At 68.5% G+C, this 25505-nt stretch carries 27 protein-coding genes, 1 tRNA gene and 3 pseudogenes; 20 read left to right on the plus strand and 11 right to left on the minus strand.

Translation table 11 applies throughout. The features are described 5' to 3' along the window. Positions 1–75: 75 nt before the first annotated feature. The gene (locus OG510_RS18940) at positions 76–555 is read left to right on the plus strand and encodes an ATP-binding protein (protein ID WP_406138235.1); all 480 of its coding nucleotides are present in this window, start codon (positions 76–78) and stop codon (positions 553–555) included. Between the two features lie 56 nt (positions 556–611). Here OG510_RS18940 and OG510_RS18945 read toward each other — a convergent pair whose 3' ends face one another. After that, positions 612–2096 carry an aminopeptidase P family protein gene (locus OG510_RS18945; RefSeq protein WP_406138237.1) on the minus strand — a complete coding sequence of 495 codons (1485 nt, stop codon included), beginning with the start codon at positions 2094–2096 and terminating at the stop codon, positions 612–614. Between the two features lie 121 nt (positions 2097–2217). After that, positions 2218–3807, minus strand: a complete 1590-nt coding sequence (locus OG510_RS18950; RefSeq protein WP_406138239.1) for a PP2C family protein-serine/threonine phosphatase — start codon at positions 3805–3807, stop codon at positions 2218–2220. A 516-nt stretch (positions 3808–4323) separates the two neighbouring features. Between OG510_RS18950 and OG510_RS18955 the strand changes: the two genes are divergently transcribed. Beyond that, complete coding sequence (locus OG510_RS18955) at positions 4324–5043, plus strand: bifunctional DNA primase/polymerase (protein ID WP_406138240.1); 720 nt, start codon at positions 4324–4326, stop codon at positions 5041–5043. Positions 5044–5473: 430 nt separating this feature from the next. Here the strand turns inward: OG510_RS18955 and OG510_RS18960 are convergent, their stop codons facing one another. From OG510_RS18960 to OG510_RS18970, 3 genes and pseudogenes are all read right to left on the minus strand, one after another. Beyond that, a complete protein-coding gene (locus OG510_RS18960) occupies positions 5474–6457 on the minus strand; it encodes a DUF5926 family protein (protein ID WP_406138242.1) in 984 nt (327 codons plus the stop codon). A 438-nt stretch (positions 6458–6895) separates the two neighbouring features. Further along, a pseudogene (locus tag OG510_RS18965) lies at positions 6896–7409 on the minus strand (ATP-binding protein); the annotation flags it as partial. A gap of 110 nt (positions 7410–7519) precedes the next feature. Continuing rightward, positions 7520–8326, minus strand: coding sequence for a glycerophosphodiester phosphodiesterase (locus tag OG510_RS18970; RefSeq protein WP_406138244.1), 807 nt, complete (start codon positions 8324–8326; stop codon positions 7520–7522). Positions 8327–8657: 331 nt separating this feature from the next. Between OG510_RS18970 and OG510_RS18975 the strand changes: the two genes are divergently transcribed. Both OG510_RS18975 and OG510_RS18980 read left to right on the plus strand, forming a co-directional pair. Further along, entirely contained in the window at positions 8658–10079 is a 1422-nt protein-coding gene (locus OG510_RS18975) for a S1C family serine protease (RefSeq protein WP_406138246.1), read from the plus strand. 43 nt (positions 10080–10122) lie between these two features. Further along, positions 10123–10207, plus strand: a tRNA-Ser gene (locus OG510_RS18980). A 163-nt stretch (positions 10208–10370) separates the two neighbouring features. Here the strand turns inward: OG510_RS18980 and OG510_RS18985 are convergent. Continuing rightward, positions 10371–11126: a GntR family transcriptional regulator gene (locus OG510_RS18985; protein WP_406138247.1), complete on the minus strand. Its 756-nt coding sequence runs from the start codon at positions 11124–11126 to the stop codon at positions 10371–10373. Positions 11127–11204: 78 nt separating this feature from the next. On the opposite strand from OG510_RS18985, the gene OG510_RS18990 reads away from it, so the two are divergent. From OG510_RS18990 to OG510_RS19010, 5 genes and pseudogenes are all read left to right on the plus strand, one after another. After that, complete coding sequence (locus OG510_RS18990; RefSeq protein ID WP_406138249.1) at positions 11205–11483, plus strand: hypothetical protein; 279 nt, start codon at positions 11205–11207, stop codon at positions 11481–11483. A gap of 12 nt (positions 11484–11495) precedes the next feature. After that, positions 11496–11806: pseudogene (locus tag OG510_RS18995) on the plus strand (hypothetical protein). 199 nt (positions 11807–12005) lie between these two features. After that, on the plus strand, positions 12006–12230 hold the full coding sequence (locus tag OG510_RS19000) for a hypothetical protein (protein ID WP_406138250.1): 225 nt from the start codon (positions 12006–12008) through the stop codon (positions 12228–12230). An 8-nt stretch (positions 12231–12238) separates the two neighbouring features. After that, positions 12239–12964 carry a GntR family transcriptional regulator gene (locus OG510_RS19005; RefSeq protein ID WP_406142455.1) on the plus strand — a complete coding sequence of 242 codons (726 nt, stop codon included), beginning with the start codon at positions 12239–12241 and terminating at the stop codon, positions 12962–12964. A 2-nt stretch (positions 12965–12966) separates the two neighbouring features. Then, a pseudogene (locus OG510_RS19010) lies at positions 12967–13242 on the plus strand (hypothetical protein); the annotation flags it as partial. A 336-nt stretch (positions 13243–13578) separates the two neighbouring features. Here OG510_RS19010 and OG510_RS19015 read toward each other — a convergent pair. From OG510_RS19015 to OG510_RS19025, 3 genes are all read right to left on the minus strand, one after another. Continuing rightward, entirely contained in the window at positions 13579–14502 is a 924-nt protein-coding gene (locus OG510_RS19015) for a hypothetical protein (RefSeq protein ID WP_406138252.1), read from the minus strand. 62 nt (positions 14503–14564) lie between these two features. After that, on the minus strand, positions 14565–15626 hold the full coding sequence (locus tag OG510_RS19020; RefSeq protein WP_406138253.1) for a DUF262 domain-containing protein: 1062 nt from the start codon (positions 15624–15626) through the stop codon (positions 14565–14567). 456 nt (positions 15627–16082) lie between these two features. Then, positions 16083–16547, minus strand: a complete 465-nt coding sequence (locus tag OG510_RS19025) for an NUDIX hydrolase (protein WP_406138255.1) — start codon at positions 16545–16547, stop codon at positions 16083–16085. An 18-nt stretch (positions 16548–16565) separates the two neighbouring features. Between OG510_RS19025 and OG510_RS19030 the strand changes: the two genes are divergently transcribed. The 11 genes from OG510_RS19030 (at position 16566) to OG510_RS19080 (ending at position 23602) form a co-directional block, all read left to right on the plus strand. Further along, on the plus strand, positions 16566–17345 hold the full coding sequence (locus tag OG510_RS19030) for a GntR family transcriptional regulator (RefSeq protein WP_406138257.1): 780 nt from the start codon (positions 16566–16568) through the stop codon (positions 17343–17345). Positions 17346–17514: 169 nt separating this feature from the next. Next, positions 17515–18867, plus strand: coding sequence for an FtsK/SpoIIIE domain-containing protein (locus OG510_RS19035; RefSeq protein ID WP_406138259.1), 1353 nt, complete (start codon positions 17515–17517; stop codon positions 18865–18867). Positions 18868–18947: 80 nt separating this feature from the next. Further along, the gene (locus OG510_RS19040; RefSeq protein WP_406138261.1) at positions 18948–19133 is read left to right on the plus strand and encodes a hypothetical protein; all 186 of its coding nucleotides are present in this window, start codon (positions 18948–18950) and stop codon (positions 19131–19133) included. Continuing rightward, complete coding sequence (locus OG510_RS19045; protein WP_406138262.1) at positions 19133–19798, plus strand: DUF2637 domain-containing protein; 666 nt, start codon at positions 19133–19135, stop codon at positions 19796–19798. The genes OG510_RS19040 and OG510_RS19045 overlap by 1 nt, the downstream gene beginning before the upstream one ends. 18 nt (positions 19799–19816) lie before the next feature. Continuing rightward, positions 19817–20002 (plus strand): hypothetical protein, encoded by a 186-nt coding sequence (locus tag OG510_RS19050; protein WP_406138263.1) that lies wholly within the window; start codon positions 19817–19819, stop codon positions 20000–20002. A gap of 5 nt (positions 20003–20007) precedes the next feature. Continuing rightward, positions 20008–20199, plus strand: a complete 192-nt coding sequence (locus OG510_RS19055; RefSeq protein ID WP_406138265.1) for a mobile element transfer protein — start codon at positions 20008–20010, stop codon at positions 20197–20199. Between the two features lie 12 nt (positions 20200–20211). After that, complete coding sequence (locus OG510_RS19060) at positions 20212–20367, plus strand: hypothetical protein (RefSeq protein WP_010060553.1); 156 nt, start codon at positions 20212–20214, stop codon at positions 20365–20367. A 26-nt stretch (positions 20368–20393) separates the two neighbouring features. Next, positions 20394–20708 (plus strand): SpdD-like protein, encoded by a 315-nt coding sequence (locus OG510_RS19065; RefSeq protein ID WP_406138266.1) that lies wholly within the window; start codon positions 20394–20396, stop codon positions 20706–20708. A gap of 91 nt (positions 20709–20799) precedes the next feature. Beyond that, the gene (gene repSA / locus OG510_RS19070; RefSeq protein ID WP_406138268.1) at positions 20800–22215 is read left to right on the plus strand and encodes a replication initiator protein RepSA; all 1416 of its coding nucleotides are present in this window, start codon (positions 20800–20802) and stop codon (positions 22213–22215) included. A 2-nt stretch (positions 22216–22217) separates the two neighbouring features. Then, entirely contained in the window at positions 22218–22439 is a 222-nt protein-coding gene (locus tag OG510_RS19075) for a helix-turn-helix domain-containing protein (RefSeq protein ID WP_014155129.1), read from the plus strand. Further along, positions 22439–23602, plus strand: coding sequence for a tyrosine-type recombinase/integrase (locus OG510_RS19080; protein WP_406138270.1), 1164 nt, complete (start codon positions 22439–22441; stop codon positions 23600–23602). The genes OG510_RS19075 and OG510_RS19080 overlap by 1 nt, the downstream gene beginning before the upstream one ends. Positions 23603–24249: 647 nt before the next feature. On the opposite strand, the gene OG510_RS19085 is transcribed toward OG510_RS19080, so the two are convergent. After that, entirely contained in the window at positions 24250–24726 is a 477-nt protein-coding gene (locus tag OG510_RS19085) for a DUF3291 domain-containing protein (protein ID WP_406138271.1), read from the minus strand. Between the two features lie 55 nt (positions 24727–24781). Continuing rightward, entirely contained in the window at positions 24782–25450 is a 669-nt protein-coding gene (locus tag OG510_RS19090; protein WP_406138273.1) for a helix-turn-helix transcriptional regulator, read from the minus strand. Positions 25451–25505: the final 55 nt, after the last annotated feature.

Below are 25505 nucleotides of genomic sequence, written 5' to 3' on the forward strand. Positions count from 1 at the left end.
CAACTGCGTGCTTACGACCCGGGTACCACGGCAATACGTAACCGTAATGTCGAGCCGCAGCCAGGAGGCTGGAGCATGAGCATCTGGTGGTCTCTGCATTTGCGGCGCGAAGCCGCGAGCGTTCCGCTCGCCCGTCGTCTTCTGCTCGGTGCCATGGAGACAGCGGGCGTGGACCCCGACGTCTCCTTCGATCTGTCACTCGCGCTCAGCGAAGCCTGTGCGAACGCGGTGGAACACGGCGGAACCGGAGGGCCGGGCGCCACTTCCCCTGGGTACCGGGTGACGGCGTTCCTCGACGGCGAGCGCTGCCGGATCGAGGTCACCGACTCGGGCCCGGGCTTCCCCGTGCGGCAGAAGCGCCGCGCCGCCCCGCAGAACGTACTGGCACACCCGACGGCGCAGACCCCGGCCTGCGCCGAGAGCGGCCGGGGCCTGGGCCTGATCGCGGAACTCTCCGATCACGCCGACTTCCGGAACAGGCCGGGCCGTGGCGCGATGGTGCGCTTCGACAAGGTCCTGAAATGGCGTGAGGACGCGCTGCTCAGGGCTTCCTGACCGGCCTTGGTGACCGGACTGCCCCGGGCGGCGCGCCCTCGCTCGTGCTGTGGAGGTCAGCCCTGCTTGACCGAGGCCATCCACGCCTCGACCTCGTCCGCCTGACGCGGCAGCCCCGCGGACAGGTTCCGGTTGCCGTCCGCCGTGACGAGGATGTCGTCCTCGATCCGGATTCCGATGCCGCGGTACTCGGCGGGCACCGTCAGATCGTCCGCCTGGAAGTACAGACCGGGCTCGACCGTGAGGCACATGCCGGGCTCCAGCGTGCCGTTGACGTACGCCTCGGTGCGCGCGGCCGCGCAGTCGTGGACGTCGAGGCCGAGCATGTGACCGGTGCCGTGCAGGGTCCAGCGGCGCTGCAGGCCCAGCTCCAGCACTCGCTCCACGGGGCCTTCGACCAGGCCCCACTCGACGAGCTTCTCGGCGAGTACGCGCTGGGAGGCGTCGTGGAAGTCGCGGTAGGCCGCGCCGGGCTTGACCGCCGCGATACCGGCCTCCTGCGCCTCGTACACCGCGTCGTAGATCTTGCGCTGCAGCGCGTTGAAGCGGCCGTCGATGGGGAGCGTGCGCGTCACATCGGCCGTGTAGAGGGAGTGCGTCTCCACCCCGGCGTCCAGCAGCAGCAGCTCGCCGGAGCGGACATCTCCGTCGTTGCGCACCCAGTGCAGGGTGGTCGCGTGCGGTCCCGCGGCGCAGATCGAGCCGTAGCCGATGTCGTTGCCCTCGACGCGGGCGCGCAGGAAGAACGTGCCCTCGATGTAGCGCTCGGATGTGGCCTCGGCCTTGTCGAGGATCCGCACGACGTCCTCGAAGCCGTGGACCGTTGCGTCGACGGCCTTCTGCAGCTCGCCGATCTCGAAGTCGTCCTTCACTGCGCGCGCCTCGGAGAGGTGGACGCGCAGCTCTTCGTCGCGCTCGGCGGTGACCTTGTCGGTCAGCGCGGCCTCGATGCCCGCGTCGTACCCGCGGACGGCGCGGACCGGACCGGTGGCGGCGGTGAGCGCGGCGGGCAGCTCGCGGACGTCCTTCGCCGGGATCCCGAGCAGCTGCTCGGCCTCGGCGAGCGAGTGCCGGCGCCCGACCCACAGCTCGCCCTGGCCGCTGAGCCAGAACTCGCCGTTCTCCCGGTCGGAGCGTGGCAGCAGATAGACCGTGGCGGTGTGCCCGCCGTCCGCGGCCGGTTCGAGGACCAGGACGCCGTCCTGCGTCTGGTCACCGGTGAGGTACGCGTACTCGCTCGCGGCGCGGAAGGCGTACTCGGTGTCGTTGGAGCGGGTCTTGAGCCGGCCCGCCGGGACGACCAGGCGCTCGCCGGGGAAGCGCGCCGAGAGCGAGGCACGCCGGGCGGCGGTGTGGGCGGCCTGGGCGATGGGCTCCAGGCCGTGCAGCTCGGTGTCGGCCCAGCCGGACTTCATGTTCTCGGCGAGCTCTTCGGACACGGCCGGGTAGAGGCCGTTCTTCCGGGGCTTGACGGCTTCCGCCGCCGGGGTCTCCAGGGATTCCGGGGTCTCCGGGTTCTCCGGGGTGAGCTCCTCAGACACGTTTCTGTCTCCTTGAGTACGACACTGGGCCCCCTCCATCGTACGGGTGTACGGAAGGGGGCCCAGTGCCGAAAGACCTCTTACGCGGACTGCTCCGCGCACGTACGGAGTTCGCCGCAACTCAGTCGAACCTGGCCACCAGAATCACCACGTCATCGGCGCATTCCTGCTGGTCGAGGCCCTCGGGCAGCATCGTTCGCAGCACGTGGTCCGCGATCGCCGCCGGGTCGTCGCGTGCCGCCAGGGGCACGGTCGTCGCCGCCGAGTGGAGCCGGGCGAACGCCCGGTCGGTGGAGTCCCCGGTGCGGCGCAGCAGCCCGTCGGTGCAGAGCAGAACCGTCTCTCCTGGTGCGGGTGAGAACTCCACGCTCGGCGCTTCCCAGCAGGAGAGCATTCCCAGCGGGGCCGACAGCGAGGTCTCGACGAACTCGGTACGCCGGTCGCCGATGAGCAGTGGCGGGGTGTGCCCGGCGCCGGCCAGCACGATCGTGCGCCGGGCAGGCTCGCAGTAGGCGAAGAGCGCGGTCGCCGAGCGGGCGGGCTCGGTGAGCCGCAGCAGCAGTTCGAGGTCGGAGAGGACCGCGACCGGGTCCTCGCCCTCCATCACGGCGTACGCCCGCAGCCCGGCCCGCAGCCGTCCCATCGCCGCGGTGGCGCCGGGGCCCGAGCCGGTGACCGAGCCGACGGTGAGGCCGAGCGCGCCGTCGGCCAGCGGCAGCGCGTCGTACCAGTCGCCGCCGCCGAGCGGTCCTGTGCGGTGGCAGGCGGCGAGCCGCACTCCTGGCACCCGGGGGAGGCGGCGGGGCAGCAGTTCGTCGGTGAGGGTGCTCACCCGGGCGCGGGCGCGGGTCAGTTCGACCAGCCGCGCCAGGTGCTCGCTCGCGTACCGCGTGTAGAGGCCGATGAGCCGGCGGTGGCGGTCCGCGGGTTCGGCGGGCTCGTCGTAGAGCCAGACGGCCGCGCCGAGCGGGCCGGCGGTCGCGGCCGAGAGCGGGACGGCGTAGCTGGCCGCGAAGCCGACCCGGGTGGCGACCTCACGGTGGCGGGGGTCGAGGTGCTTGTCACCGAGGATGTCGGGGGTGGCGATGCCGTCGGACGGGGCGGGGCCGCCGGGGTCGGTGGCTGTGTTGGTGGCGGTTTGCGCGCCGGTGTGCGCGCCGGGGGATGTGTCCGTACCGCCTTCGAGCATGCGTCCGTACGCCGTGACGCCGCGCGGAATCGTTTCGATGTGGCCGAGTTCGGCGTGGCTGAGACCGAGTCCGACGGTGCGGGCCGGACAGGGGCCGTACGCCGGGCCGCCCGGCGCCGGGGTGCTCCGGGGTTCCAGCACGACCAGGCCGCGCCGGGCGCCGACCAGGGACGCGCCGGCCCGCAGGAACTCCAGGAGCGCGTCGTCCAGGGTGCTGGTGGCGGCCAGCCGTTCGGTGAGTTCGTGCAGCGTGGTGAGGTCGAAGACCCAGCCGGCCAGCCGGTCCTGGATCAGGGCGCCGGGGGCGGCGGCCGGTACGGGGGCGGGGAGTGGTGCGGCAGTGTGCGCGGGGGCCGGAACTGTGGAGTCGATTCCAGCCACTTTCGGCAGGTGAGGTGCGCTCATGGCAGCCGGCTTTCTGACTGGTGTGTTTCGCTCAATAGCATCGCAAACCCCCATGCCATTCTGCGTAGCTATCAATGGATCCACATGTACACGCAGAAGCGAGGAGATGTCCAGCATTGTCCCCTTGGGGCCCCTGGTGTCCGCGGGAGATTTCTGTCGCCTTCCAGTAGATAACCAACTTGGCCGGAAAGTGCCCCCCTGTGCGGCTATTTGATGTCGACTGAGGTCGTTCGGCAGAGCGTCACACCGACTGCGGTGGGTACGTAATCGATGATGGCCAGGGGCAGTTGACACCGCCCCGGAACCTGTTGGCGGGCCCGGGCGTCTATACCGCTGTGGGTCACGCCCATCCCCGAATGGCGGGGTTCGCGCAAGCGGCACAGTGGCACAGCGTTTCAGCGGCACGGCGATTCACCGGCACAGCGCACAGCACAGAAGCAAGCACAGACAGCACGGGACAAGTACGCGCCACCCACGCGCCACTCCTGGCCATGCTTGAGCTATGAACTCGGACCAGGCTCCGCCCTGCCGGTAACCATCACCGCGGGCCAAGAGTGTGTGCACAGACAGTGACGTTTACGTATCCATGACGCGATGCGGACCTCGGCGTTCAACGGAAAGGAACGAGCGCTCATGCGCGAGATCCTCGGAAGGCGACGCGGACTCCGGTTCCGGCGCAGTGGACGGCACGCACAGCTCGACGCGGCGCTGACCTGCGCAACCGGCTGGCAGTGGCCCGTCGTTCCCGGTGTGGGGCACATCGCCTCCGCCGGCCGGGAGCGCGGCTGCGGCTGCCCCGACCCCGAGTGCGTCGTCCCCGGCGCACACCCCTTCGACCCGGGACTCCTCGCGGCGACCACCGACGCGCGCATGGTGCGCTGGTGGTGGACCGGCCGCCCCGACGCCCCGGTGATCATGGCAACGGGAGGCCGTGCGCCGTGTGCGCTCAGCCTGCCCGCCGTCGCGGGCGCACGCGCCCTGGTCGCGCTCGACCGGATGGGCATGCGGCTCGGGCCGGTCGTGGCGTCGCCCACGCGCTGGTCGCTGCTGGTCGCCCCGTACTCGCTGGAACGGCTCGGCGAACTGCTGCATGCCAAGGACTGGGTGCCCAGTTCACTGCGGTTCCACGGCGAGGGCGGCTATCTGGTGCTGCCGCCCTCCGAGACCGGCAAGGGCCCTGTCTGGTGGGAGCGCGCCCCCGCTCCTGGCGTACGGCCGGTGCCTGACGCGGGTGGATCCGCGGGCGCACGCGGCACCGGGGCGCCCTGGCTGCCGGATGTCGAGGCGGTGCTGGACGCGCTGGTCGAGGCGAGCACCGGCGCCCCCGGCGGCGGCAGCAAGCTCGCCTACTGACTGGCACGGGCCGACGGTGCTTGGCCGGGAGTCCAAGAGGCCGGGGCTGTTCGTCTGCTGACGGTGCCCGGCCGGTGCGGCTCGGAACTGCTCGGGGGCGCGCCCCGCGTGGACCGGCGCGTGGGCCGCGTACGGAGTGCGGGGCCGCGAGCCGGTGTCGCGCGGGTGCACGGGGCGGGGGCGGTGCGTTGCCGCTGGGCGGCCCGCCGTGCTCGGAGAGCAACTCCGCGCCCCCTGCCGGGCATTGAGAACCCGGGCATGGAAGGGCCCGGCCGTTGGCGACGGGGGATGCACCAACGACCGGGCTACTAGAACGGTAACAAGAGATCGGCGGTTCGCAAATTCGATCTCATGTATTCGGACAGCGACTTACCTGTGCGCACGGCCAGTTGTGACCGGAGTCACCTGCCGTCTGCCCGGACCGTCACTCTCAGCTGAGCGTCACCTGGCGGTTGGTGAGGCCGCCGCGGGCCCGCCGCTCCTCCGGAGTGAGCGGAGCGTCGGTGGCCAGGGCCGCGGTCAGCCGCTCCGCGAACTCGGCGGCGGGCTTCTCGCATTCCTCGGCCTTCATCGCGCTCGGCAGGTCCCAGACCGGGACCGTCAGCCCGTGCGCGCGGAAGGACCCGACCAGCCTGGTCCCGACGCCGAGCGACGAGGTGCCCGCGGCGTGCAGCCGGGCCAGGGCGTCCAGCAGCTGCTCCTCGGGGTGGAGCATCACCCAGCGTAGATGGTTCTTGTCGGGGGTCTCGCACCAGTAGGCGGAGTCCACCGAGGTGAGCCTCGCGGTGGGGATGACCGCCTCGTTGGCGCGCTCCAGTGAGGCGGCGACCTCCGGTGTGGCGTTCTCCGAGTCGGGCACCCAGAACTCGAACCCCGGGTGTACCACCGGCTCGAAAGGAGCGCCCGGGTCCAGCAGATCCTGGAGCCGGGGCCCGTCGGGCGCGGCCTGCCGGCCGGTGACGGGGGTGCCGGGCTCGGCGGCCAGCGCCCGCTGGAGGGTGTCGGCCAGGTCGCGGCTGAGGTCGCCGGACGGGGTGTCGTTCTGCAGGCCGAGCAGGACGGAGCCGTCGTCACGGCGCAGCGCGGGCCAGGCCATGGGCAGCACGGTCGCGAGGGTCACGGACGGCACGCCGTCGGGCAGCCCGCCCTTGAGGGTGAGTTCCACGGTCGCCGCGGGCACCAGCTCGCGCAGTGCGACCCAGTCGCCTTCGCCGGGCAGGCCGTCGAAGGGGCGCTGGACCAGCTCGGCCACCGCGTGCGCGGCCGCCCGGCCGTGGCATGCCTTGTAGCGACGGCCGGAGCCGCAGGGACAGGGCTCACGGGCCCCGACCACGGGGACGTGCTCGGCGGCGCCTGCGGAGCGGGCCCCGTTGGTTCCGTGAGGGGCCTTCGTCTGAGGACGCTTCTTCGCCATGGTGCGGCTCTCTCCCGACTGCGCTGGACCTGTGTCTGGCGCGAGCCTATGGGATGTCCGCCCCATCGCGCGGGGGCTCACGGAGACCGGGCCGCCGCCGCCCACCCGTCCGGAGCCGGATCAGTCGACTCCGTCGAAGAGGTCGGGGAAGGAGACGTCCGGCACGGGGGACTCAGGGAAGCCGGCCACGTCCGGGAACTGCGCCGTGACCGCCGGGAATTCCGCGGCATCGGCGAACTCCGGGGCCGGCTCCGGAACCATCTCCGGAGCGAACCCGGCAGCCAGCTCCGAGACCTCGGGCACCCCCGAGAAGCCGGAGACGGCCGAGACGGCCGAGGCGACCGGGGTGACCGGGGTGGCCTGAGCGGGGAAGCCCGGCCCGCCGGCGGGCCCGCCGGCGGAACCGCCCGCGGTGCGCTCCTCCCGGCGCGCCTCGGTGACGAGCACCCAGACGGTCACTTCGCCGGACACGTTGTCCCGTACGCCCCACTCCTGCGCCAGAGCGCTGATGATGTTGAGCCCGCGACCGCCGCGCGCCGTGACCGATGGAGTGGCTGGAACCGGTCGGGTCGGGCCGCCCCCGTCGGTCACCTCCACGGTCAGTCTGCCTGCCTTGTCCACGCGCCAAGCAGCGCGGACATCGCCGTCACCGATCTCTGTCCGGCCCAGTGGCCTGCCGTGCCGGCAGGCGTTGCTGAGCAGTTCGGAAAGGATCAGTACCGCGTCGTCGACGACCGAGTCGGACACGCCGGTCCTGCGCAGCTGATCGCGCATCCGGTGTCTCGCTTCCCCCACGCCCGCAGGGCCATGGGGTACGGCCATGCTCGACGACGCGGGCACTTCCTGTGCCACCACCAACGCCACCCCCGAGACCTCCTTTGCCCCCACGCCATCGATTGGATGCCCCCGCGTACGGCACCGGAAACCGGCCAAACGAGGCCCGATGACGCACTCGACGTGCTCGAATACGCACCGAACGCGCCGGTGCACTCCCTGTGACCGCATTAATCCGGATTGAAAAGGAATAATCAGCCACAGGGTGCTAATCGCGATCAATTATGGCTAAAGCCGACCCAGTTGAGACAGGACCTGTTTCGGGCGATTGGTGATGATGGCGTCCACGCCCAGTTCGGCGCAGAGCGCGACGTCCTCCGGCTCGTTCACGGTCCACACATGCACCTGGTGCCCGGCCCTGTGCAGGCGTTCGACGTATCCGGGGTGGCTGCGCAGGATCCGCATACCGGGTCCGGCGATCCCGGCACCGGCGGGCAGCCGGCCGTCGCGCAGCCGCGGCGAGAGGAACTGCAGCAGATAGACGGTGGGGATGGCGGGTGCGGCGGCGGCGACCCGGTGCAGTGAACGGGCCGAGAAACTCATGATCCTCACCGGCGACGAGTCCCCCGGCGACGGCGAGTCCAGGCCGAAACGGGCCAGCGACGCGAGCAGCCGCTCCTCCACCTGGCCCGCCCACCGGGTGGGGTGCTTGGTCTCGATGGCCAGCTCCACCCGGCGGCCCGAGTCGGCGACCAGCTCCAGGAGCCGGTCCAGGGTGAGTACGGACGTACTCTCCCGGTCCCAGTCCGGGGACTCGTCCGGGTCCTTCCAGTCCCGCCAGGACCCGAAGTCGAGGGTGGCGAGATCGGACAGTTCCAGGGCGGAGACCGCGCCGCGGCCGTCGGACGTGCGGTTCACGCGCCGGTCGTGCACACAGACGAGATGGCCGTCGGCGGTGAGCCGGACATCGCATTCGAGGGCGTCGGCACCGTCCTCGATGGCGCGCGTGTACGCGGCGAGGGTGTGCTCGGGGGCGTCTTCGGACGCCCCCCGGTGGGCGACGACCTGGATGCTGTGCTGTCGTACGTGGGTCACCGCGTCATGGTGTCACCGCGGCGGGGTAGGCGAGCGCAGAAGTATGCGGGCAGGTGTGTGAACGCGGGCAGGTCTGTGAAGGTGCGGGCTTCCCGCCCCTTCTCATCCTTCTCATCCGAAATAAAGGATGTGCGGGAGGCGGAAGGGGAGAAGTCCAGTGGGCGACCGGCCGGGGCGACCGGCCGGGCGGCCCGACAGGACAACCCACTGGGAAGACGATGACGCACAGCTCCCGCTTACAGTGCCCCGACGTGCTGTGGGAAAAGCTGTCCGCAGACACTTGCACAGCGGGACTCTGACCGAGACGACGTGGAACCGAGGAGAAAGAGCTGTGAGCACCGAGAACGAGGGCACCGAGGGCACGGCGGCCGAGACCGCACCACCCGCCCCGTCCGCACCTCCCGTGCCGGTTGCCGCTCCTGAGGGCACGCCCGCTTCCGGCACCGAAGCCACCGCGCAGCTCCCCGGGCCGGTGCCCGCCGGCACCCCCGGGCCCGTCCGGGCCGCGGACGCCGGCTGGCCCCCGCCGCCGCCGTCACTTCCCTCGTACGGGGGCGGCGGCAACGGCGGTTACGGAGAGGGCGGCGGCCCCGTGTGGGGTGCGCCCGTACCGGCTCCGCCCTCGGGGCCGAAGAAGCGCGCGGGCGGTCTGATCGCAGCGGTGGTCGTCGCGGCGCTGGTCGCGGGAGGTGTCGGCGGCGGTATCGGGTACTTCGCCGCCGAGCACAGCGACAACGCGACGGGCTCGACGACCGTGTCGGCGCCCGGCAAGGCGCAGGACGTCAAGCGCTCCCCGAACACGGTGGCGGGCATCGCGGCCAAGGCGCTGCCGAGCGTCGTGACCATCGAGGCGAAGAGCGGCAACGGCGACGGCGGCACCGGCACCGGCTTCATCTATGACACCCAGGGCCACATCCTCACCAACAACCACGTGGTGGCGGAGGCGGCCGACGGGGGCACCCTGACGGCGACGTTCTCCAACGGCAAGAAGTACGACGCCGAGGTGGTCGGCCGGGCGCAGGGTTACGACGTGGCCGTCGTCAAACTCAAGAACGCGCCCTCCGGGCTCACCCCGCTCGAACTCGGCAACTCCGACCAGGTGGCCGTCGGCGACTCGACCATCGCGATCGGTGCGCCGTTCGGCCTGTCCAACACGGTGACCACCGGCATCATCAGCGCCAAGAACCGCCCGGTGGCCTCGGGCGACGGCTCGGGAAGCAAGGCGTCGTACATGAGCGCCCTGCAGACCGACGCCTCGATCAACCCGGGGAACTCGGGCGGCCCGCTGCTCGACGACCGCGGTGCGGTCATCGGCATCAACTCGGCCATCCAGTCGGCCAGCAGCGGCAGCCTCGGCGGCGACTCGCAGGCCGGCTCGATCGGCCTCGGCTTCGCCATCCCGATCAGCCAGGCGAAGAACGTCGCCCAGCAGCTGATCAAGACCGGTCAGCCGGTCTACCCGGTGATCGGCGCCACGGTCTCCATGGACGAGCAGGGCAACGGCGCCAAGATCTCCGACCAGGGCGCCAGCGGCACGGACTCCGTCGCGGCCAACGGCCCGGCGGCCAAGGCCGGTCTGAAGCCCGGTGACGTGATCACCAAGCTGGACGACACGGCGATCGACAGCGGCCCGACCCTGATCGGCACGATCTGGACGCACAAGCCCGGCGACAAGGTCCAGCTCACCTACAAGCGCGACGGCAAGGAGCACACGGTCGAGGTCACCCTGGGCCAGCGCAAGGGCGACAGCTGACGCGCTAGTCTGTTTCCCGCATCACCCCGGCGGGGTGGCGCGGGGTGGGTTGCCCGAGCGGCCTAAGGGAACGGTCTTGAAAACCGTCGTGGCGAGAGTCACCGTGGGTTCAAATCCCACACCCACCGCTGTGCGAGAAGGCCCCTGACCACGTAAAACGGTCGGGGGCCTTAGTCATGCCCGGTCCCCGCCGAACACCGCTGTTCCCCCTGGTTTCCCGGTCTATCGGGCACGGAAGGGGCACGCGGGGGGCACGGCCATGCAGTGCTGCGGGGCTGTCGGGAACTGCCGCTATCGGCTGATCGGGATCTCGTAGACGATCTCGCAGTGCGCTGCGGGCACCACGATGTCCGCTGTTTCCACGGGACGGCCTTGGTCGCTGTAGTACGTCCGCCGGATGTGCGTGACGAGTGCGGCCTTCTGGATGCCGAGTAGCGACGCTTCCTCGGCGGTCGCGTGCCGTGGTTCGGGCTGTTCCACCGCGTGGCTGACGGTGACTCCGATCGTGGCCATGCGGTTCACGACACCTGCCCCGGCGTGCGGCCCTCCCTCGGGGAGGACGACGAGTGTGCCGGCGGTGAGGTCGTAGGGCTCCCAACTCGTCGACAGCTGCACCGGCCTGCCGTCCGCCAGGAACTCGTACGTCGTCTTTACGCACAGCTCGCCCTCGGCCACCCCGAGCCGCGCTGCGATCTCCGCCGGGGCTGGCACCTTCGCGTCGGTCCGGCTCTCCCAGTCGCCCTGTCTGCCGAGCGCCTTCATGTCCTGGCGGAACGGAGCTCCGCCGGGCTGCTCGCGGGCCGTTGACCGGACGACCCGTACTCGCTGCCGGGTCTCGGCGACGTAGGTGCCCGATCCGGCGCGGCCTTCCAGCACGCCCTGGGAGATCAGCAGCTCCTGTGCCCGGCGCACCACGTTCTCGCCCACGTCGCACTCCTGGCCGATCTGGGCGCGGGAGGGGAGGCGGTCCCCCGGCTCCCAGACGTGCTCCGCGATGCGCCGTCGGAGTTCGTCGGCGATGCGGAGATACGGCGGTTGCTCAGACATATGGAAAATCTAGTCCACTAGCTCTAATCTAGTTAACTAGCTTCACTGAAAGTGATCGCTGGTGACGGAGGCTGCCCTGTGCCCGCTTCGGGAGTAACCGCGGCGGCCATCGCCGCCCGACTGTCCGCCATCGGGCTCCCCACGCGCGTGGAGGAGCACACGCAGTTCACGACGGTCGAGGCGGAAGTACCGGAAACGCTCAACGCCGATTCATGGCGGGAGGTCCTGGACGTGGTGGCCGAGGCCGATCGATTCGGACTCCTGGCCACCAGTTTGAACGGCCGCACCTTATGGGCGGTCGTACGCAAAACGGTCCCCACGACGGGCGATGTCGGGGGACCGCGCTATCAGCGATAGGAGCTGAACAGCATGCTCAACCGTATCCGCCGTGCCGCCTCGCTCACCAGAGAGCGGTACTTCTCGAAAGGCCGGCACCGCCGCCCCTTAACGCCCTCCCGGCCGCTGGGCGCTCGCACCTCCGCCGCGTCGGCTGACGCTGCGACCGTCGTCCTGGGCCAGGCTTCGGCTGGCGCGGTCCACCGTCGCCCTTGAGGGGTGAGGATGTCGCGCTCGTCCGTCCGTACCTGCTGGCGTGGGAAGAGCGTGCACGGACACGAGCGGTGGTCGCCGCGCCTCGTCTGCCGGCCAATGCCTTGTCGGCCCTCGCGGGGGTTCGCTGATGCCCCATCGTCGACAGCCGCGCGTTGCGGACACCACTTCCGTCCCCTACCGATCGATTGCGTGCCGGATCGGTACACACTCCACCTGCGTTGAGTCCTCCCCGTTCTTGGCACCGGTCGACGTCCCGGTGATCTATGAGGCGTGCGACTGCCCGTGCCACTCGACGCCTGATCTGCCCGCGGCCGTGGAGGTGACGCTGTGAGGCCTCAAGTCCCCGTCGGTGCGCTGGTTTCGCACATCGAGGTCACCGCGGCCACCGTGCAGCGCGGCGACATCATCCAACTCGGCGGCCAGGCACGCCTGGTGAGAGACCTCTTTCAACTCCCCCAGGGAGCCAAACAACTGGTTTTCGATTCGGGCGAGTTGCTGGCCATACACACACGTACCCGGCTCGTCGCCGTGCGATTGCTGAGAAGGCGGTGACCGGCTCGATGCCCTCTCGTCACCACGACATCGCCGACGATCTCCGTCACCAGATCACGACGGGCCGCATCAAGCCTGGCGAGCGCCTACCGTCCGAAGTTGGCCTGGCCGCCCGGTACAAGGTCAGCACAGTGACACTGCGACGCGCCCTCGCCGTGCTCCAGGGCGAAGGACTCGTGGAGAAGATCCACGGCAAGGGCAACTACGTCCGTCGCCCCCGCCCCAAGACCATGTACGTCGGCGGCTGGGGCACGCTGGACCCCTGGACCGCCGCTGAGCCAACGTTGCGCATCACGGTTCGCAGCACCACGGTTCCGGCCTCCGTGCGCCTGACGACGTTGCTGAAGGTGCCAACGGGCAGCCCCCTCGCGGAGTACACCTGCCTCAGCCTCGGACAACGGACGCCGCACGGCCTGGCCCGCATCTACATCCCGCGCGACCTGGCCCCGGCCGGAGTCATCGACGACGACTCCGTTTACCGGGAAGGAGTCACGAGATTCGCCGTCCTCGGCCCGTCGCCGGCCACCGTCCGAGAAACGGTCTGCGCCCGCTCTCCCACACCGCACGAGGCCTCGGCCCTCCGGATTGGACCCACGACGGCCGTCCTCGCGATCACCCGCATCGCCACCGACTCCACCGGCCGCGTCGTCGAAGCTGCGCTTCTGGCCTTCCCGGGAGACCGCGTCGATGCCGTCTTCACCGCCCACCACGTGCTCGACGAGAGGCAGACCTAAGGATGACTGCACCGAACGAACTGCGGCTACTCCCGTGGTCCGGCCTGGATGACAAACCCTGCTACCTAAGCACTGACGACCCGGGCAGCTACATGTCCCGCTTGGCGAACAACATCGAAGCGATCCAACTCGACACGGCCACCGAACGGCTGGAAGAGGCTTCGGGACTCCTCGACGACCAGAACGCGGAGCTGAATGACTTGCGCCGCCTGAACCATGACCTGACGGGTGCCCTAAAGGACGTGCTTCGTGTAGCGGCCAGCCGTGGCCAGAATCTGAAGACACAACGGCACAACGGCACAACGGCGCTCACCGATAACAGGCTCCCGGACTATGCGGGGAGGGGAACCCGGACAGGATTTCGGGGTCTCCTCCCCGTTGGCCACTTCTTCTGGGTCGATCAGATGCGCCCCCGAGTGTATCTCTGACTGGCCTGGACGGCTCGCTATGGACGTCGCGAAAGTGATGAATCGACCATCCGGATGAAAGTGATTGTCGATCCTCGGAATTGGTGGTTGGCGAGAGCTGAAGGGGAATTGCAAGGTGCTCGTGTTCAGCGGCGGATAGCATGTACCCGTGACGCCATATATGACCGGCAGTCCATGTTTGGGTCACTAAGAGTTAAAATCGAATACCTTGGGGATATGCTCCAGGTTGTGAAAGTCTCGCAACTCCACACTATCTACGACTACAAAGTTATTCAGATTGGCTGCTGGGGCGATTTTCCCTCCGACCATTCCAAGGACTACTTGAAAAAGCGACCCGCTCATTAGTTCTGACCATTCGTCACTCCCCTCTATTCTCGCGGCAATGGCGTTAGCTAGTTCGACAGCTTTGACGGGTGCCGCTCGACGCGATGAATAGCTTTTGGCTAGCGAGTAGAAGTTGTCGGCAAATCTACTCCAACTGGTTGGCGTCAGTTCCTTAGAGATTGATCCTGAAATAACCAGGCCCCTGAAAATATCAACAATCTGATTCTTGGCGTCGGAGTCTGGGTGGGCAGATTTAGGGACGATGCTGACATTGGATTGGAACCCTGCGATTAGGAGCTCGCTCTGCTCTACCGACGCCTTCAGCAAGGAGGCTAGACGCTGCTCTCGCCAATCGAAATTCTCGCTTTTGTAAACGAGGTCATGTGTGACTACAGCCCACGCGTATTCAAATGCCGTGGGAATCTGAACTTCGAACTGAATGTTTTGAACTCCCTCCGGCAAGTCGAGTCCGGGGTTGCTCTCGATTCTTCCAATGTAGCGAGTTGAATCGAACCTGAAGACATCGGGGGCCTTTTGTGTAGAGTTCCGCCGACGTACCTCCACCTCTTCGAAGGCATCGGACAGGAACCCTAGTACGGAATCTTCATGTGCCGCAGTCGGTACAACTACCGTGCATGCGTATAGGTCATCAACCTCGGACCAGCGACTGTACCTGCCGGACTCCAGTTTCTCGGAAAGCGATACGAGCTGTTTTTTTCGTCCTTTGTACGGGTACCCCCGCTGATCGCAGTAAGGTCTGAGCGTTCCGGAGACGTGACGCTCCACGAAGGATAGCGTTGTTTCAACCTGCCGATATGCGTTCAGTACACGACTTGGGACGGCCACTTCTAGGCCTCCGTGACGCCGGAAAGGACTTCAGAGATGATTCGAATTCTGGTATTGCGCTGCTTAGCGTCATTCGACGCTGAGCGTGCCGCATCGTAGTACATTACGGCGTTTGTGGACCCTGCGCGTTTGATCTCGTCAGACACCGTTTCCAGGAAACTTGCCAAGCGCTCCGACGCAAGCGTGGCATCCGGTAGTTGCTTGGATTGCTGAAGCGCGAACGCTGCTCCGAAAAGAGAGTAGAAATCTGCTTGATTTCTGATACGGCGTACAGGGGCAGGGAATCCGGTGAACTGGTCGTGTGAGAAAATGGATTTGAGATACGCAATCATCTCGGTGAATCGAGCGCGTGCGCTGGTTTCCGCTTCCCATCCTTCATCTCGACTACTGTATGCCTCATCCAACTCTTCCTGAGAAAAGGCTTGTGGGCCATTTTCAATAAGAAGCAGGAGTTGTGCAACTAGTTCCACATCTTTCATTTGGCGCTTGGACGCCGCAGCGATGTGCGGAACGTTTGTGGGGAGTTCCGATTCAACGAGCTCGGTCATATCTTCTGTAGCTCGAGCAAAACGTCCGTCGAACTTCGCATGCCTGAGCTCCTGCTTGGTTAGTTTCGCAACATTTCGGTTGATTCGGTCGAAGACGTTGTTAAGGGTTGCCTCGTCGGTGGTAGGCAGGTACTCAACCAGGAACTGGTACGTCCAGAACGACTTTTTTATCGAGTCGTCAAGTGCGGAGAAATATTGCCCCTGGTACCTTTCCAGTGCCGAGTCTTCCGCGATGGCATAACTTCCGGAGATGAATTCGAAGATGGCAGTAAGTCTTTGTTTTCCGTCTACGACGTTATAGTGAGCGGTGCCATCCGATCGAATATCCTCGTGCAGAAAGATCGCGGGTGCTGGATATCCAAGTAGGATCGTCTCAACGAAGTATTCCCGATACTGTTGGTTCCAGACCGATCGCCTTTGGTACGGGGGTGTGAGGTTGAGTAGCTGCCTTTTATTTAGATCGTTGAACCAGGCAATCGTCTGCAATGACTGACGGCGCTCAAGGCGTTCCGGCATAACCAATACTCCCTTTTACCTCTTCTTGTGAGTGGCCAATTGCGCGGACTGGCCGAAGGGTCATCGTAGGCGGTGCTCGAGGGCTGTGCCTCGAGAACGAGGAGACTCTGGATGTGTACGACGGCGGTGGAGCGGGTTTGGCCGGTGTCCTGCCCGGTTTGGGGTCGAGCATGAGCAGGGGGCCGTACGCTGGCCGGCAACTCGGGCAGGCTGTGATCCTGCCCGGAATTTGAACGAGTGGCCCCCTGGTCTTGCTCGACGCGGGACCCGAACCGGGGAGGTGGCTAAAGCCGTGGAGCCGACCGCCCCAGCCAAAGCGGGGTTCCCTACCTCCAACCCGCAGCACGTAGCGCGCCGCCGGGCGCGGCCAGCCGGGGCGGAGACAGGAGGCAGGCCGCGCCGCAGAAGTGGCGCGCGCCCGCGCCGTGCGCGGGCCTTGATGAAGTAGAGAAAGTCTTATCCCGCTGGGATGAGCTGTTTGCCGTCGTGGCTCCGCACGTGAGGGCCGTTGCCGTCCAGGGCGTCCAGGAGACGAACCGCGTAGACCTCGGCCATGCGCTCGCTGACCTCGTCGGGAGTGAGCCAGGAGACGGCTGTCGACTCGCTCGATGTGCGCTCGGTGCCGCCGGAGGGCTTGCAGCGGAAGACCAGGGCGACGATGCCGCGGGTCGTGTTCTTGTAGACGCCGGTGAGCTGGTCCACCTCGACGTGGATGCCTGTCTCTTCCCAGACCTCGCGGGCAACGCCGGCTTCCGGTGTCTCGTTGAGTTCAAGGATGCCGCCGGGGAGCTCCCAGGTGCCGTTGTCGGCTCGGCGGATCGCCAGGAGGCGGCCGTCCTCGCGCACCACTACTCCGGCTACGGACACGGAGTGCAGGGGAGGGGGTGCCGCTTCCTGTGGTTGACTCATGTAGAGGAGCATAGGAGGCAGGGAAGGACTATGGGAACTGCGGCGGGAGGGGCCGGTTCCGGTCCTCGGTATGTGCAGATCGCTGATGACCTCGTGCAGCAGATCCGGGCGGGAGTTCTCAAGGCCGGCGACATGGTGCCGAGTGAATCCGAGCTGGTGGACCGCTACGGCGTCTCGGGCGGGACGATCCGTAAGGCCATGGTCGAGGTGCGGGCGAGTGGGCTCGTCGAGACCCGGCACGGCAAGGGCTCGATCGTGAAGAACCGGCCCCCCGTACGGCACCGCTCCTCCGATCGGTTCCGGCGCTCGCTCCGGCAAGGTGGCCAGGCCGCCTACCTCGCGGAGTCCGCACAGTCCGGCGCCACCGCGAAAGTCAGCGTCCTCTACATCGGTCCCATGGACGCGCCCGAGGATGCGGCCGAGCGTCTGGGCGTACCCGCCGGTACGCAGGTGCTGGCCCGTCGGCGCCTCTACTTCCGTAACGGCACCCCGGTCGAGACCGCCTCGTCCTATCTGCCCTGGGACGTGGTGAAGGAGATCCCGGAGCTGTTCGCCGAGAACCCCGGGGGCGGTGGCATCTACGCCCGACTCGAAGACCACGGGCATGAGTTCGCGGAGTTCGTCGAGACGCTGCAAGCGCGCCCGGCCTCGAAGTGGGAAGCGTCGGAACTTGCGCTCAGCCCGGGTGCGCCCGTCGTTCACCTGATCCGGGAGGCCCGTACGACCGCGGGTCGCGTGGTCGAGGTGTGTGACACGCTCATGGCCGCTGACCAGTTCGTTTTCGAGTACCGGCTCCCTGCCGGCGACTGACGCCCGCTCAACTCCCCGCAACCCGTCGCGAGTTCTTCTTCGCGGCGGGTTGACTCATGTACAGGAGTGATGACTTCAACGGTCAGCGGCGGCACGGCATCGCGTTCCGCGCGGTCGCGGTCACCTCGCTCGCCGACGTCGCCGCCGCAGGGTCGAAGGCGGCCTGATCATGACCGCCTTCACGGTCGCTCTGGTGCTGGTCGTCGCCGCTGCGGGTCTCCTGCGGTGGCGGCGGCCCGCCTGGTACTGGCTGGCCTTCGGGGTCACTCTGGCCGCGCTGCGGGTCCTGGTCCGGTACCGCTCGGTCATGGATGCGTGCGGGTTGACCGTTCCGCCGGCGCGGTGGCGGTTAGCCCTGGCTCGGGCCACCAACCGGCCGATACCTGAGCCCCGCCCACCGCGTATCCGGCGACTGCGGCCGACTCGCACCGGCCTGGTCCTCCGACTCAAGCTCCGCCCCGGCCAGGACGTCTTCGACATCGCTGCGGCCTCGGACCGGCTTCGGCACTCGTTCTCGATGTTCGGCGTGACCTCGCGTGAGGTGCGGTCCGGTGTCGTCGAGATGCGGATGACCGGATACGACGTGCTCAAGCGGGTGCAGATGCCTGCTGGGACGGAGACCCGGGCGATGCGGGTGCCGGTCGCCCTTCGGGAGGACGGGGCGGTGCACTACCGCGACTACCGGGCGATACCTCACGCCCTCACCCTCGGTGCCACGGAGTCCGGCAAGTCGGTCTACCAGCGCAACCTGGTCGCCGGCCTCGCTCCCATGGACGTCGCCCTCGTCGGCATCGACTGCAAGCAAGGGGTCGAACTCTTCCCGCTGGCGCGCCGGTTCTCCGCGCTGGCCGACAGCCCGGACACCGCTGCCGAACTCCTCGATGCACTTGTGGCGCGGATGGCGGACGTCTACCGCCTCATCCGTACCCAGCAGCGCATCACCGTCGATGTGCCAGACGCGGAGATCGCCGCCGACATCTGGGACTTGCCTGATGAGCTCCGTCCGACCCCGGTCGTCGTCCTGGTCGACGAGGTGGCCGAACTCGCCCTGTACGCAACGAAGGAGGAGGAGAGGCGGCGGGACCGCATCATCACCGCCCTGGTCCGTCTCGCGCAGCTCGGCCGCGCCGCCGGTATCTACCTGGAAATCTGCGGACAGCGCTTCGGCTCCGAACTCGGCAAGGGCATCACCATGCTCCGCGCCCAACTCACCGGCCGCACCGCCCACCGTCTCAACGACGAGACCTCCGCCAACATGGCCTTCGGCGACATCGCCCCGGACGCGGTCCTCGCCGCCATCCAGATTCCCGCCGAACTGCGAGGCCTCGCCATCGCGGGAGACGCGTCCGGTGGTTGGCACCGCATCCGCGCTCCGCACACCTCGCTCCGCCAGGCCGTGAACCTCTGCAACCGGTACGCCGACAGGACCCCGGACCTGCCCGAGCTGGCCCCTTTCCGGCCCACCACCGGCACCGCCACAGAACTTGTGCCATCGGCGAAGGCCTCTCCGGCCACCGCCTGATCTCTCCCCCCACTCGGTAGGCGTGACCGTCTTCGCGCCGAGTCCCTACCACTGCCATGCCCAGAGAAGGGAGAACCGCCATGTGCCCCGACTGCGAGGACTTCGCCCGGACCGTGCTTCTGCTCGGCCAACTCGCTCTGTACGCCGACATGGGCGGCGCCGACCTCGACTTCGTGGACGTCGTCAGCCCGTCCCTCGCCGTGTCGCTGCCGGAGCCGCCGCCGGGCACGTTCCCGGACGACTCCGACCCCGCTGAGGACTTCTGATGGGCGCCCGGCACGGTGTCCGGATCGACGCGGTGTTGATCCAGGCGGTCATCGCCGGGGCTCTGTCCTTCGCGCACCTGCACGACCTCGCCGCCGCGGCCGGACAGGACGGCTGGAAGGCATGGGCCTACCCGGTCAGCGTCGACCTGCTCCTTGTCGCCGCCTGGCGTCGGCTCCGCAGTGAGGGCCCGTCCCGGTTGGCCTGGTGCTGGTTCCTGATCGCCCTGTTCGCCTCGCTCGGCGCCAACGTCGCCACCGCCGGGTTCCTCGACCTGGCCGACCCGCCAGCCCCGCTCCGGCTCGGCATCGCCGGATGGCCAGCGCTCGCCTTCCTCGGTGGCACTCTCCTTGCCCACTCATCGGGGAGGCCGGAGCCAGCTCCGTCAGCCGCCGTCACGGAGACGAAGGACGTCGGGTCGGCGCGTGTGCCTGACGCCGCCCCGATCCCATCCCCGGCCGATGAACTCCCTGCGACAACGGCCCTGTCCTCGCCTCCGGCCCCGTCCCCGAATCCGCCCGTTCCCGCCGTGCTGATCGACCACGCCCGCAAGGTCGCCGACGACTACCGCACCCGCAACGGCTCTCCGATCGACACCGACACCCTCCGCTCCCGCCTCGGCGTACCGCCCCACCTCGCCGACGCCATCGCCGCCCACCTCAGCTGACCGCAAAGGAGACCCGAGATGACCAACGACCCCGCCGACCTGACCGTGGCCGACTGCCTCGACGGAGCGCGTGAGATGGCCGCAGCTGGACGCCGCTTCCTCGCCCACCTGCTTGCCGAGGAAGCCGCACGGCGCGTCGACGACCCGGCCGCTGCCCGCAGCATCCGCGCCCAGTACACCGACCCGACGACCGACAGGGGCTGACCGGCATGCCCGCCCGCGACAGCTTCCACTCCGTGATGCGTATCGGCCCCGTGCAGATCGGCACCCACTGCGCCCGCACCGGCCGCACCGCCCACGCCGCCGTCTGCACTGCCGACCGCTGCGGCTGGTCCGCCGACTACTCCAGCCGGACCGCCGCCCAACTCGCCGCCCGTACCCACCGCTGCACCGTCCGTTAGGAGACAGCGTCCATGGACGTCCCCCTCTGGATCGCCCTGCTGGTTGTCGGCTACCTCGGCATCAAGCTCTTCCGTCCGCCGGTGTGGCTGATCTGCGTGCTCCTCCTCGGCGGCTACCTCCTCGCCGACAGCCTCTTCGCGTCCGTCATCGACACCGCCGTCAAGTAACCCGCACCTGGGAGAGGAGCCCCACCATGTTCCAGCCCAAGATCCCGACCATGCCGCAGCCCTCGGGCCTGGTCACCCCGCCCGCCGTCATCCAGCCGACCACCATCACGCCGGGCATGCCTGCCCCGGCACCCGCCGCCGCCCCTGAGCCGTCCCGTCCGGTCGTACAGCTCACCCCCGGCACTGCGTTCGCGCTCGTCGGTGCCGGTACTGCCGTCGTCATGGTCGTCGGCACCGTCCTGGTCTCGCTGCTCCTGGCGGTCGCCGTTACCAGCACATCGGTCGCCGTCTGCGCGGTCGTCCTGCGCTCCCTGATCGCGTCCGACGCCAAACACCGCTGACCGGCCCCCGGGCGGCCTCGATACCGCCAAGCATCCGCCGCCCGGGAGCCGTGCCCACCGATCGATCTCGCAACCGGAAGGAACCCCCAGCATGGCTCACCGGCCCTCACCCTCGAAACAGAAGCGGTCCATGCCCGCCCCACAGCTCGACCCGACCGTCCTCGGGGACGTCCTCCGGGTGGCCTCGGCCTCCGACTACACCCGCTGGGAGGAACAGATCCGCCGCACCGGCGGCTGTGCCGATCCCGTCCATCTGAGCGGCTGGGTAACCCACAAGGACAAGGCCACCGGCGAGACCCTGAATCGCTACTCGACCGCGTACGAGCCGGGCGGACGCCTCCGTATCGCCTGCGGCAACCGCCGCGCCTCCCGCTGCCCCTCCTGCGCCTGGACCTACGCGGGCGACACCTACCACCTGATCCGTGCTGGCCTCGCCGGAGACGACCGCTGCGACGTCACCGCCGCCGTCCGCGACCACCCGCGCGTATTCGCCACCCTCACCGCACCCTCGTTCGGCCCTGTCCACAACCGCCCTGACCGGGGCACCTGCCGGTGCGGCACGGCGCACGCCTCGGACTCCGGGGACCTGGGCTCCGCCCTTGATCCGGAGACCTACGACTACGCGGGCGCCGTGCTGTTCAACAACCACGCCGGGGAGCTCTGGCAGCGTTTCACCACCCGCCTCCGCCGCGAACTCGCCATCCACGCGAACATCCCACGCCGTGAGCTGGGCGACCATCTCCGCGTCTCCTTCGGCAAGGTCGCCGAATTCCAGAAGCGCGGAGCCCTGCACTTCCATGCCGTCGTACGTCTCGACGGCCCGAAGGGACCTTGTACTCCGCCGCCCTCTTGGGCCACGGTCGATCTCCTCACCGACGCTATACGCGCCGCAGCCGCGCACTCGTACACATCGGTCTCTGTCCCGGCTGCCGGTGAACAGCCGGCCCGGACCTTCCGGTGGGGCCGACAGCTCGACGTCCGCCCGGTCAAGGCCTTCGGCGACGGTTCAGATGTCACCGAACAGGCTGTTGCCTCGTACGTGGCCAAGTACGCCACCAAAGCCGCCGAGAACACCGGCACCCTGGACCGCCGTATCGGTGAACTCGCCGAACTCGACCGCCACCGCGTTCCCGATCACACCCGTCGGCTCATCACCGCATGCCGTGAGCTCGACAGCCTCTATCCGGACCGGCGCCTCTGGGCCTGGGCCCACATGCTCGGCTTTCGCGGTCACTTCTCGTCCAAGTCCCGCACCTACTCGACCACCCTGGGTGCCCTCCGCCAGGAACGCGCCGACTACCGCGCTTCGCAGGAAGCGACCGTCCTCGGCCTGGCGGACCGTGAACCGGACACCGTCCTCGTCCTGACGGACTGGCAGTACGTCGGCCACGGGCACACCCCCGGCGAAGGCGCTCTCGCCGCCACCATCGCCCGTGACCTCCAGACCAACCGCGAGACCGCCCGCGACGCACTGAAGGGGCTCACTGCCAACGAGGGGGAGTGGTGACCGTGGCGGACCGACTGCTCACCGTGAATCAGGTGGCCGAACGCCTCGGCACCGGTCTTCGCTTCCCTCGCCGGCTCATCGAGGAACGCCGCATCACGTTCGTCAAGGTCGGCCGACACGTCCGCATCCCCGAGAGCGCCGTGGAGGAGTACGTCAGTGCTCACACGGTGGCGCCGATCGTCCTGCGGCCCGCGTCGGCGTACTCGTACCGGAGGGCTGCCTGATGGCCGCCAAGCGTAAGGCCCGCCGCGCCTTCGGCCGGATTCGGAAGCTGCCGTCCGGCCGGTTCCAGGCTCGGTATCCGGGGCCTGACGGCGTGCTGCGTGCCGCTGATCAGACGTTCGCGACAACGACGGACGCCGATCGTTGGCTGGCACGGAAGCGCATCGAGATGGAGGAGGGCCGCTGGCTCGACCCCGCCGAGGGGCGGACCACCGTCCGCGACTGGTCGGCACGATGGCTTACCGCGGTCTCCCCGCAGCTCAAGCACAAGACACAGGCGTCGTACCGATCCCTGATCAACTCTTTGATCGTTCCGGCTCTCGGTGACCGTGAGCTGTCCAGCCTCCGGCCTATCACCATCGTCGAATGGGTCGGTGCGATGAAGACCCGCGGTCTCAGCGCCTCGCGGATCAGGCAGGCCTACCGGGTGCTCTCGCAGATCATGCGGGCCGCCGTTGACAACGAGATGATCGGGCAGACACCGTGCAGGGGCGTGAAGCTGCCTCGCATGCCGCAGACCGAACCGCACATCCTCACCCCGCTGGAAGCCTCGCGGATCGTGCGGAGCGCGACGAAACCGCATGACCTGCTGATCTCGTTGCTCGCCTACGCGGGTCTGCGGGTGGGGGAGGCGTTCGCGCTGCGGCGAGCGGACATCGATGTGTCGGGCGGCCTGGTCCTCGTCGATGAGAACCTGGCCGAAGCGAACGGCACCCTCGTCTTCGACACCCCCAAGTCCCATCAGAAGCGGGTCCTGCGAATCGGGCCGTCACTCGCGGCGCGGATCGGCCGGCACCTGGAGACGCTGCCCAGTGGGGAGGACGCTCTCCTGTTTGTCACGCCTGGTGGCAAGCCTCTGCGCTACAACCAGTGGCGCAAGGCGTACTTCGATCCCGCCGTGGCGGCTGCCGGGCTCACTGACGTCACGCCGCACGATCTCCGCGCCTCGCACGGGACGTGGGTCGCCGATCGGTACGGCGTGATGACCGCCGCGCACCGGCTTGGGCACTCGAACGCGAGCGTTACGACCCGGCACTACGCCCGGCCCGTTGTCGGCCGTGACGACCAGGTGGCGGAGGCGGCGGACTCCTGGCTCGGCGGTCACGAGCCTGAGGCACGCAGAGATGATGATGACGGCTCTGCTGGGGTACCCGCACCCGTCTGATGTGTGGGAGACGTGGCGGCGGCTCGCCGGGGACCGACAGCAGCACCGGTGGGCCGCTCAGGATAAGCACCGTCCCCCCTGGGACACGGTCGGGCTGGTTCCTGTTCGGTGCGTTGTCGCTGACCGATAGGGTCGTCGCCATGGGGGATGCCAAGACTCGCAAGTGCGTCTGGTGCGAGAAGGAGTTCACGCGGCGTTCGTTGTGGCGGGCGAAGCGCTACTGCAAGCGGCGGCACCAATGCACGCACTACGGCGCGATACTGGTGGGCTCCCTGTTCTCCTGAACGATCAGGCAGTGCACTGACCTGCCGAGCAATCGCACAGCGCGCCATCGGGCTCCTGCGCTACCTGTGGGGCACGTAGCGGGCACGATGACGATGAAGACGAGCTTCACGGGGTGGTCAACACCCGCCTGAGCTGCGGTTTAGCGGACAGCGGGCGTGATCACCGAAAGGTCTTGAAAACCGTCGTGGCGAGAGTCACCGTGGGTTCAAATCCCACACCCACCGCTTGCAGGTCAGAGCAAGTGCAGTGCAGAAGGGGCGCATCCGTTCGCGGATGCGCCCCTTCCGCATGTGTACGGGGCTGCACAGGGTCTACGGGGCCGCATCGCGCCCGCGTACGGCCACCTCACATCCGCCGGCGCATCACGACCCGGACGCGGTGACGGACGAGGGCGCCGGGTGGGGGGTGCGGAAGGTGAACGCCTCGGCGCTCTCGCCGTGCTCGCGCAGCAGGCCGACGCGGGCCATCGCCTCGGCGGCAGTGGGCCGGTGGCCGGCCGGGACCCACCACATGGCCTGATGGTGCTCGGACATCCGCTTGAACCACTCGCGGCGTCGGCCCAGCAGCCGCAGATGGTCGCTGCGGTAGGTGAACTCCTTGAGGGCTTCGACCGACTCCCAGACCGAGCAGTTGATCAGCAGCATGTCGTCATGGCCGTCCGGGCGCAGACTCGTCGAGTCCGCGCCGCCGTCGTCGACCAGCCGCCAGACGAAGCCGTCGGCGCTGTCGGCCAGTGCGTTGATCTCGGGGAGCTGGGCGACGAAGTCGGCCAGAACGGGCCCGTCGAGCGGGGCGACGATCCGTCCGACATTGACCTGGGCCAGCTGAAAAGTGGTCATGAGGACAGCATGGTGGCCCCGGCTTTCTATCGTCAAGACCTATTGGTTTTAGAAGTCAGGGCGACTGGGCTCCGGAAGTCAGGGCGACGCAGCACCCCTCGGGAAGCGGGTCCATCGCGGCCGTCCAGCCCTCGCCCCCGGCGCAGCCGGGCAGCAGGCCCTCGATGTACGCGAGGTTCATCCCGCAGGTGAGCGCGGGGAATTCGTCCGCAAGCGCGTGGAACGGGCAGTTGTTCAGGCGGACGGTCGTCCCGTCCAGGTAGGGCTCGTAGCCGCGTGCCCGCAGCAGCGCGACGGGCCCGTCATCGGCGGCCGGAACCTCGGCGGCCCCGGCGGCCCGCGCCGCCGACTGCAGCTCCCTGTCCAGCCCGGCGCCGTCCACCACCCCGGCGAGCAGCCGCCCTGCCGAACCGTACGACCGGGGCGGCAGTGACACCGCCCGCTCGCCCGGGGCCCGCAGATACAGCTTCGACGGCCGGCCCGCACCCGGTCCGCTACGCCCGGACAGCCGCTGGTAGGTGACGGCCAGGAGGCCGGCCTCGACCAGCTTGTCCAAGTGGAAGGCGGCGAGGGAGCGCGAGATCCCGGCCGCATCGGCCGCCGCGTCGCGGCCGGTCGCCCCCGGTGTCTCGGCCACGTACCGGTACAGCCTGCGCCGCACCGGCTCCGCCAGCGCGCCCACGGCCTCCAGGACTTCGTCCTCGCTCTCGTCCCTGCTGCTCACGCCGCGAGTCTATGGCGACGTCCGGACGGCAGGCCGGGCCCCCGCTCGGCCTCCC

This window comes from Streptomyces sp. NBC_01089 (assembly GCF_045162975.1).
Classification (GTDB): domain Bacteria; phylum Actinomycetota; class Actinomycetes; order Streptomycetales; family Streptomycetaceae; genus Streptomyces.

Excerpts from the sequence above, each read along its gene's own strand:
- OG510_RS18940 (WP_406138235.1), top strand. The coding sequence starts at position 76 with ATGAGCATCTGGTGGTCTCTGCATTTGCGGCGCGAAGCCGCGAGCGTT.
- OG510_RS18950 (WP_406138239.1), bottom strand. The coding sequence starts at position 3,807 with ATGCTGGACATCTCCTCGCTTCTGCGTGTACATGTGGATCCATTGATA.
- OG510_RS18955 (WP_406138240.1), top strand. The coding sequence starts at position 4,324 with ATGCGCGAGATCCTCGGAAGGCGACGCGGACTCCGGTTCCGGCGCAGT.
- OG510_RS18960 (WP_406138242.1), bottom strand. The coding sequence starts at position 6,457 with ATGGCGAAGAAGCGTCCTCAGACGAAGGCCCCTCACGGAACCAACGGG.
- OG510_RS18985 (WP_406138247.1), bottom strand. The coding sequence starts at position 11,126 with ATGTCTGAGCAACCGCCGTATCTCCGCATCGCCGACGAACTCCGACGG.
- OG510_RS19005 (WP_406142455.1), top strand. The coding sequence starts at position 12,239 with ATGCCCTCTCGTCACCACGACATCGCCGACGATCTCCGTCACCAGATC.
- OG510_RS19020 (WP_406138253.1), bottom strand. The coding sequence starts at position 15,626 with ATGCCGGAACGCCTTGAGCGCCGTCAGTCATTGCAGACGATTGCCTGG.
- OG510_RS19025 (WP_406138255.1), bottom strand. The coding sequence starts at position 16,547 with ATGCTCCTCTACATGAGTCAACCACAGGAAGCGGCACCCCCTCCCCTG.
- OG510_RS19030 (WP_406138257.1), top strand. The coding sequence starts at position 16,566 with ATGGGAACTGCGGCGGGAGGGGCCGGTTCCGGTCCTCGGTATGTGCAG.
- OG510_RS19035 (WP_406138259.1), top strand. The coding sequence starts at position 17,515 with ATGACCGCCTTCACGGTCGCTCTGGTGCTGGTCGTCGCCGCTGCGGGT.
- OG510_RS19040 (WP_406138261.1), top strand. The coding sequence starts at position 18,948 with ATGTGCCCCGACTGCGAGGACTTCGCCCGGACCGTGCTTCTGCTCGGC.
- OG510_RS19045 (WP_406138262.1), top strand. The coding sequence starts at position 19,133 with ATGGGCGCCCGGCACGGTGTCCGGATCGACGCGGTGTTGATCCAGGCG.
- OG510_RS19050 (WP_406138263.1), top strand. The coding sequence starts at position 19,817 with ATGACCAACGACCCCGCCGACCTGACCGTGGCCGACTGCCTCGACGGA.
- OG510_RS19055 (WP_406138265.1), top strand. The coding sequence starts at position 20,008 with ATGCCCGCCCGCGACAGCTTCCACTCCGTGATGCGTATCGGCCCCGTG.
- OG510_RS19060 (WP_010060553.1), top strand. The coding sequence starts at position 20,212 with ATGGACGTCCCCCTCTGGATCGCCCTGCTGGTTGTCGGCTACCTCGGC.
- OG510_RS19065 (WP_406138266.1), top strand. The coding sequence starts at position 20,394 with ATGTTCCAGCCCAAGATCCCGACCATGCCGCAGCCCTCGGGCCTGGTC.
- repSA (WP_406138268.1), top strand. The coding sequence starts at position 20,800 with ATGGCTCACCGGCCCTCACCCTCGAAACAGAAGCGGTCCATGCCCGCC.
- OG510_RS19080 (WP_406138270.1), top strand. The coding sequence starts at position 22,439 with ATGGCCGCCAAGCGTAAGGCCCGCCGCGCCTTCGGCCGGATTCGGAAG.
- OG510_RS19085 (WP_406138271.1), bottom strand. The coding sequence starts at position 24,726 with ATGACCACTTTTCAGCTGGCCCAGGTCAATGTCGGACGGATCGTCGCC.